The sequence below is a fragment of the Methanobrevibacter sp. genome, from assembly GCF_045577275.1.
In the GTDB taxonomy this organism is placed as follows: domain Archaea; phylum Methanobacteriota; class Methanobacteria; order Methanobacteriales; family Methanobacteriaceae; genus Methanobrevibacter.
The window spans coordinates 1-7011 of sequence record NZ_JAZNIB010000052.1; the positions used below are offsets into that span (position 1 = coordinate 1).

Consider the following 7011-nt stretch of genomic DNA (forward strand, 5'->3'; position numbering starts at 1 on the left):
TCTCTGAACACACCATCAAAATACGCATAATTTTTTGGAAAATGGCTTAAAAACGGCTAAAAATAGCCTAAAAACAGCATTTTTTCAAGAAAAACAGCCAAAATTGAAAATGAGAGGTGAGGCTGTGGCAAAACATCAAAATTGGTGGCAAAATGCTAAAAACACACATTTTTATGATAATAGCACACAGGAGGCAATCATGGCAACAAGAAGGACATCCAAACCAAATGAGCTCCAAAAGCAAGCCAATGAGATTCTCAAGATGGCTGAGAGTGCTGGCTTGCAAGAAAACTATTTTTTTAAGACAACATTTCAGAGGTATCAGGTGCAAATTGGCATTCTGGCTGATTTGCAAAAGACCATTGAGAGCTCTGAGACATTGGTTGAGAAAGAATATGTCAAAGGAAGGGGCAATCTATATACAAATCCAGCAATTACTGAATACAACAGGACAACAGACAGTGCAAACAAGACTGTCCAGACACTCATCAAGATTCTCAAGGGATTCAAGGCATCAGAATCCAGCAATGAGCAAGATGCATTGCTTGCCATCATAAATGGTGGAGATGAGGATGATGAATAAACAGAGCACAAAGAGCTCTCCAGCAAAGAAATCTCCAGCTCCAAAGAAAAAGCCAGCCAAAGCTCCAGCCAAGAAAAAGGCTGAGCCCAATCTGGTGCTGAGCTCTCCAGCTTATCTGTATTGTAAAGAGGCTGTGAGAAAAAAGACCACACCAAAATATGTCAAGAAACAGATGAGAGCTTGGATGCCTATTGCTGAGGGCAAGAATCCAAAATACAAGGTCAGTGAGAAAAAGCTCAAACAGGTTGAGGCTCTTTTGAAGATGCTCAAGATGCCAAAAGGCCTGAAAGCTGGCCAGAGCCTCTTTGAGTGCTCCACAAAATATCAATGGCTGACCTATGTTGCCATCATTTGCACAGTGCACAGAGACAATCCATCAAAGAGAAAATATGAGACCAATGTGCTTGAGATATGCCGAAAGAATTATAAAACATATACTGTGGCAACATTGTTCATTCTCTTATTTTTCACAGAGCCCAAATTCTCAAGATTTTTCTCTGTTGCTCCAGATGGCTCACTCTCAAGAGAAATCAGAGAGGCAATTGCTGAGACCATCAAGAGCTCACCAATCATTAGGGAATTCAAAGGCAAGCAAAGATTCAAGATTCTGAGAGATTATATCTTTTGTAATACCACAGAAATCAAATATGAGCCTCTGGCATATTCAACATCCAGAATGGATGGCAAATTGCCAAATGTTTTCTGTGCTGATGAGGTTGGAGCTCTCCCAAATTCATATGCAATTGAGGCAATGAGGTCAGGTCAGCTCAACATCCTCAACAAGCTGGGATTCATCATCTCCACAAAATATCCAACATTAAACAATCCATTTGAGGATGAGGTTGACTATTCCAAGAAGGTGCTGGATGGTCTGATTGAGGATGAGACCAGATTCTCATTGCTATATGAGCCAGACAATCCAAAGAATTGGATGACAGATGACCTGATTCTCCAGCAATCAAATCCTGTGGCTCTGGAATCAGCTGAAATCTGGGCTGACCTCTTAAAAAAGAGAGCATATGCAATTGCTGTGGAATCAGCAAGAGAGAATTTCTGTTGCAAGCATTGCAACATCATTTATTCTGGAGCTGGCACAGAGACATATGTTGATGTGTCCAGATTGCAATCATGCAAGGTCTCTGAGATTGATTGGAGAGACAGAGTTGTTTATGTTGGCTTGGATTTGTCAGAATCCAATGACAACACATCTGTGAGCATCCTTGCTGTTGATGAGAACAATCACATCCTTGCTGATTCATATGCATTTATACCAGAGGGAAGAATTGATGAGAAGATGAGCACAGAGCATGTCAATTATAGGGAGCTATTGAACACAGGCAAGGTCATTGCATGTGGAGATTCTGTCATTGATTATGCTGTTGTTGAGGATTTCATTTTGAGCATTGAGGAGAGAATGGGTGTCAGGATTCAAGCTGTTGGTTATGACAGATGGAATGCCCTGAGCACAGCTCAAAAGCTGGAGAGGGCTGGTCTGGTCACTGTTGAGATCAGACAGCATTCATCTGTCTTGCATCCTCCAACAAAGCTCTTGAAAGAGAAAATCCTCAATGGTGAATTTGAATACACTGAAAACACATTGTATGAGATAAACTTTCAGAATGCCAGATGCACATATGACACCAACAAGAATCAATATGTCAACAAGAAGAAATCCACAGGCAAAGTTGACATGACAGTGAGCACAATCAATGCCATGTTTCTTGTGCAACAGGATTGTTTTCTCAATCAATCAGATTTCACAATTCAAGTATTCTAATAAAACACAACATCTTGGGGCAAAATATTGACAATGCACAAGATGTTGTTTATTTTATAATTGGTTTATAAGGAAAAGACATCTGTATTTATGAGGTGATGTTTCATGCCTTTATTTAAGAAAAGAGAAAAAACACCAGCTCAAGAGAGCCGAGATGTGTCTGTTGTCTCCACAGCTGTGGATGATTCAACAGTGAGTGATGTCCTTCTGAGTGCTCTCTTGGCTGGTGAATCAATATCCAGAGAAAAAGCAATGAACATTCCAGCTGTTGCCTCAGCTGTTGACATGATCTCATCAGCTGTTGCCTCCATGCCTGTCAGATTGTTCAAATATAAGGATGACCATGTTGTTGAGGTCAAGGATGATGACAGAGTTGCCATGCTCAATGGTGACACTCATGACACATTGGATGGTCTCCAGATGAAAAAGGCATGTGTCATTGATTATCTCCTTGATGGTAATGGATATATTTTCATTGATAGAAAGGAGAGCAATGATGTCTCTGGTCTTTATTATGTGGATGACAGATTCATTGCAATCAGCATTTTGGAAGAGCCTATATATAAAACATATGAGATTGGCTGTGGTGGGGGAATGTATAAGCCATTCCAATTCATCAAGCTCCTGAGAAACACCAGAGATGGAGCAAGAGGATTTGGCATCACAGAGGAGGTCTCCAAAGCTCTTGAGACAGCATACAGAACAATGCTTTATCAGCTCAAGATGGCAAAGACCAATGGCAACAAGAGAGGATTCCTGAAATCTGAGAGGAGGCTTGGACAGGATGAGATCAATCTCTTGAAAAAGGCTTGGAATAATTTATACAGCACAGATTCAGAGGAGAATGTTGTTGTCCTCAATAATGGCATAGATTTCAGAGAGGCATCCAACACATCTGTTGAGATGCAATTGAATGAGACAGTGAAAAATCTGGCTGACCAAATCAAAGACCTATTCCACATATCTGACAATGATTTCAATCTCACATTCAAGCTGGCAATATATCCTGTTGTCAAGGCTTTTGAGACAGCTCTCAACAGAGACCTGTTGCTTGAAAAAGAAAAGGGCAAATATTTCTTTGAGCTGGATGTCAAGGAGATCATCAGAGCCAATGTCAAGGAAAGATATGAATCATACAAGCTGGCAAAGGAATGTGGATTCATGACCATCAATGAGATGAGAAGAATGGAGAACATGAATCACATTGAAGGGCTTGACATTGTTGATTTGGGCTTGGGCTCTGTCCTTTATAACACAGAGACACATGAATACTACACACCAAACACAGACACCATCAAGACAGAGGAGGATGATTCTGTCATAGATGGAGAGGAGGGAATGACATGAAAATAATCATCAGAGCTGACCATGTTCACATTGAGGGTTATGTCAATGCTGTTGAGAGATTGTCAAAGCCAATCACAGAGAGGCTTGGAACATTCAGAGAGAGAGTTTGTGCTGGCACATTCAAGAAAGCTCTCAAGAGAGCTCCTGATGTCAGGATTCTCTTGAATCACAAAGAGGACAGAGATTTGGGAGGCATCAAGGATGGCAATCTCAAGCTGGAGGAGGATGCAATTGGTCTCAGAGCTGAGGCTGACATCTTTGACAAGGATGTGATTGCTGATGCAAAAGCTGGGAGGCTTGTTGGCTGGTCATTTGGTTTCTTTCCTATTGAATCCAGAGACACAGCTGAGGATGGCATGCCAATCAAGGAGCTCCATGAGATTGATTTGAGAGAGGTCTCCTTGCTCAACAAGAGCCACACACCAGCATATGATGGCACATTGGTTGCTGTCAGAGACAATGAGGAGAAAATGATTCTGGGAGAGACAATGTTTGCTGATTCTGTTGACATCAAAGAGGAAACAGATGCTCAGGATGAGGCAATTGATGAGGCTCTGGCTGAAATCAGAGAATCATCTCCAGACAATGATGCTCAGGATGACCAGCCTGAGAATAAAAATGAGGTAACAAGTGAATATTTCACTCGTTATAAAGCTATGATTGCCGAGATGAAGGCATAAAAAACAAAAGGAGGAAAGAATCATGGCATTTAATTCAATGAAGGCACAGATTGAGAAAAAGAATGACCTCATCAAGAAGGCTGAATCCATCATCAATCTTGCCGAAACAGAAAAGAGAGAGCTCACAGATGCTGAGGCACAGGAGCTGGCTGAAATCAGAGATGATGTCAAGAAGATCAAGGACATGCTTGAGATGATGGGTGACCTTGATGATGCCAGAGCTTGTGGTGGCAAGATGGAGAAGAAAGAGGATGCTGGAGCTGAGGCTGGTGCTGATGCAAAGGCTGATGATGCTCAGAGAGAGCTTGCTGAGAGAAGGAGCTTTGATGCTTATATCAGAGGCAAGGTGCTTGAGACCAGAGATGCTGTCAACATGACAGAGGGTGCAAATGGTGCTGTCATTCCTGTCACAATTGCAAAGAAGATCATTGCAAAGGTTTATGACATTTGCCCTATCCTTGAAAGATCAAGCAAGTATTCTCTCAAGGGTGATCTTGAAATCCCTTATTATGATGAATCCAGCACAGCAATCACTGTTGCTTGGGCTGAGGAATTTGTTGACCTGACATCTTCTGTTGGCTCTTTCACAAATATCACTCTCAAGGATTATCTTGCTGGTGCTCTCACTCTTATCTCAAGAAAGCTCATCAACAATTCTGAGTTTGACCTTGTTGCATTTGTCATTGACAGAATGGCTCTTGCAATTGCAAGATTCATTGAGGGAGCTTGCCTCAATGGTGGCAATCCTGATGCAACATCTCATGTCAATCAGGTTAAGGGATTGGCTGGCTCTGTCACACAGACAGTGCTTGCTGGCTCAACATCAGCAATCACAGCTGACAAGGTGATTGAGCTCAAGGATTCTGTCAAAGATGTATTCCAGAATGATGCAATTTTCATCATGTCCAGAGCTACAAGAACAGCTCTGAGATTGCTCAAGGATGATGTTGGCCGTTATCTCTTACAGGATGACATTGCATCTCCTTTTGGCTCAACATTACTTGGCAAGCCTGTTTATGTTTCTGACAACATGCCTGAGATTGCCTCTGGTGTAAATGCAATTTACTATGGAGACATGAAAGGTCTTGCAACAAAATTCTCTGAGGATGTAAACATTCAGGTCTTGAGAGAGAAATATGCAACATCTCATGCTGTGGGTGTTGTTGGCTGGGTTTCCTTTGATGCAAAGGTTGAGAATGCTCAGGCAATCAGTGCCCTTGTTATGTCAGCATCTTGATTTGAGAGGAGGTCATCAACATGGCTTTGATGTATAAAGCAACAAAATCATTTTCTGGCATCATCTCCATGAAAAAGGGAGATGAGAGAGAAATCAAGGATGTTGAGGTTGCAAAAGACCTCATCAGAGCTGGTTATGTCATTGAGCTTGCTGATGAATCCAAGCCAAAGACAACATCCAAGAAGGCCTCAAAGAAGGCTGACAAAGATGGTGAATCAGATGGCTAATTCTGAGATTGCAAAGGTCAGTGACATCACAGTGACAGATGTCACTGACTATCTTAGAATCCCAGAGGTCACAGCTGAGGACACAGCTTTGCTCACAACAGCTTTGAATGTTGCAAAGCAATTTGTGATGTCATACACAGGTCTGGATGCTGAGGGCATGGATGCTCATGAGGATTTGGTCATTGTCATATATGTGCTTTGCTCATCTATGTATGACAACAGAGCATATTATGTTGACAAATCAAACATCAACAATGTTGTTGAGAGCATTCTCAATTTGCATTCAATCAATCTGTTGCCACAGGAGTGATGATTCATGATTGATGCTGGAAAATACAAATATAGAATCACAATTGTGTCAGAAACAAAGACAAAGGATGCTCAAGGATTCATTCATGATGAGCCTGTTGTTGTGCTCCAGCCTTTTGCTGAGGTAAAGACAACAAGAGGCATGACATTGATTGCCAATGGCACAGATTTTGAAAAAGCATTCACAAGATTTGTTTTTCGCTATCCAGCAACAACAGCAATTGACAGAAAAATGTTTGTATTATTCAGGGGCAAGAAATATTCCATTGAATACATCAACAATGTTGATGAGGCATTCATTGAGATGGAGCTCCAATGCAAAGAGGTGACACATTGAGATGGCACATTTCAGAGCTGATGTTCCAAAGGAGGTCATGTGGCAATTTGAGACATTGCTCAATAATTGTGACAACATGATTGATGACATGGTAAAAGCTGGTGCTGAGGTTGTGCTTGAGAATGTCAGAAACAGAATGCCTGAGACATTGAGAAAAGCCACAGTGAGACCAGACACATTGCATCTCACAAAGGTTTATACAACACCATCTGACAATGGGAGAAATTGTGGCATCTGGTTTGGTGGATATTTCATCAATGAGGATGGTGAGGAGACACCGATTGAGCTTGTTGCAAATATGTTTGAATATGGCTCAAATCAAAGGAAATATCCAAAGCATCCATTCTTGAGAAAATCTTTTCACAAGAGAGAGATTGAGAGAGCAATGCTCAAAGCTCAGAAAAAATACATCAAAGAGGAGGGAAATCTCAAATGATGAATGCTGAAATTGAGACAATCTTTGAAGGATTCACTGTTGATGATGTTGAGATTCCTATTGCTTTTGTGTTTTATG

At 41.3% G+C, this 7011-nt stretch carries 9 protein-coding genes; all 9 read left to right on the plus strand.

What is annotated here, in order from left to right:
• The first annotated feature begins 124 nt into the window (after positions 1–124).
• The 9 genes from ACKI67_RS01715 (at position 125) to ACKI67_RS01755 (ending at position 6933) form a co-directional block, all read left to right on the plus strand.
• Positions 125–583, plus strand: a complete 459-nt coding sequence (locus ACKI67_RS01715) for a hypothetical protein (RefSeq protein ID WP_407461667.1) — start codon at positions 125–127, stop codon at positions 581–583.
• Positions 573–2360 (plus strand): terminase TerL endonuclease subunit, encoded by a 1788-nt coding sequence (locus ACKI67_RS01720; protein WP_407461668.1) that lies wholly within the window; start codon positions 573–575, stop codon positions 2358–2360. Before ACKI67_RS01715 ends, ACKI67_RS01720 begins: the two co-directional genes overlap by 11 nt.
• 105 nt (positions 2361–2465) lie before the next feature.
• A complete protein-coding gene (locus tag ACKI67_RS01725; RefSeq protein ID WP_407461670.1) occupies positions 2466–3707 on the plus strand; it encodes a phage portal protein in 1242 nt (413 codons plus the stop codon).
• The gene (locus tag ACKI67_RS01730; RefSeq protein WP_407461671.1) at positions 3704–4387 is read left to right on the plus strand and encodes an HK97 family phage prohead protease; all 684 of its coding nucleotides are present in this window, start codon (positions 3704–3706) and stop codon (positions 4385–4387) included. The genes ACKI67_RS01725 and ACKI67_RS01730 overlap by 4 nt, the downstream gene beginning before the upstream one ends.
• A 22-nt stretch (positions 4388–4409) precedes the next feature.
• Positions 4410–5624, plus strand: a complete 1215-nt coding sequence (locus ACKI67_RS01735) for a phage major capsid protein (protein ID WP_407461672.1) — start codon at positions 4410–4412, stop codon at positions 5622–5624.
• 20 nt (positions 5625–5644) lie between these two features.
• The gene (locus tag ACKI67_RS01740; RefSeq protein ID WP_407461673.1) at positions 5645–5851 is read left to right on the plus strand and encodes a hypothetical protein; all 207 of its coding nucleotides are present in this window, start codon (positions 5645–5647) and stop codon (positions 5849–5851) included.
• On the plus strand, positions 5844–6161 hold the full coding sequence (locus ACKI67_RS01745) for a head-tail connector protein (RefSeq protein WP_407461675.1): 318 nt from the start codon (positions 5844–5846) through the stop codon (positions 6159–6161). The genes ACKI67_RS01740 and ACKI67_RS01745 overlap by 8 nt, the downstream gene beginning before the upstream one ends.
• A 6-nt stretch (positions 6162–6167) precedes the next feature.
• A complete protein-coding gene (locus ACKI67_RS01750) occupies positions 6168–6497 on the plus strand; it encodes a phage head closure protein (RefSeq protein WP_407461676.1) in 330 nt (109 codons plus the stop codon).
• Between the two features lies 1 nt (position 6498).
• A complete protein-coding gene (locus ACKI67_RS01755) occupies positions 6499–6933 on the plus strand; it encodes a hypothetical protein (protein ID WP_407461677.1) in 435 nt (144 codons plus the stop codon).
• The last annotated feature ends 78 nt before the right edge of the window (positions 6934–7011 follow it).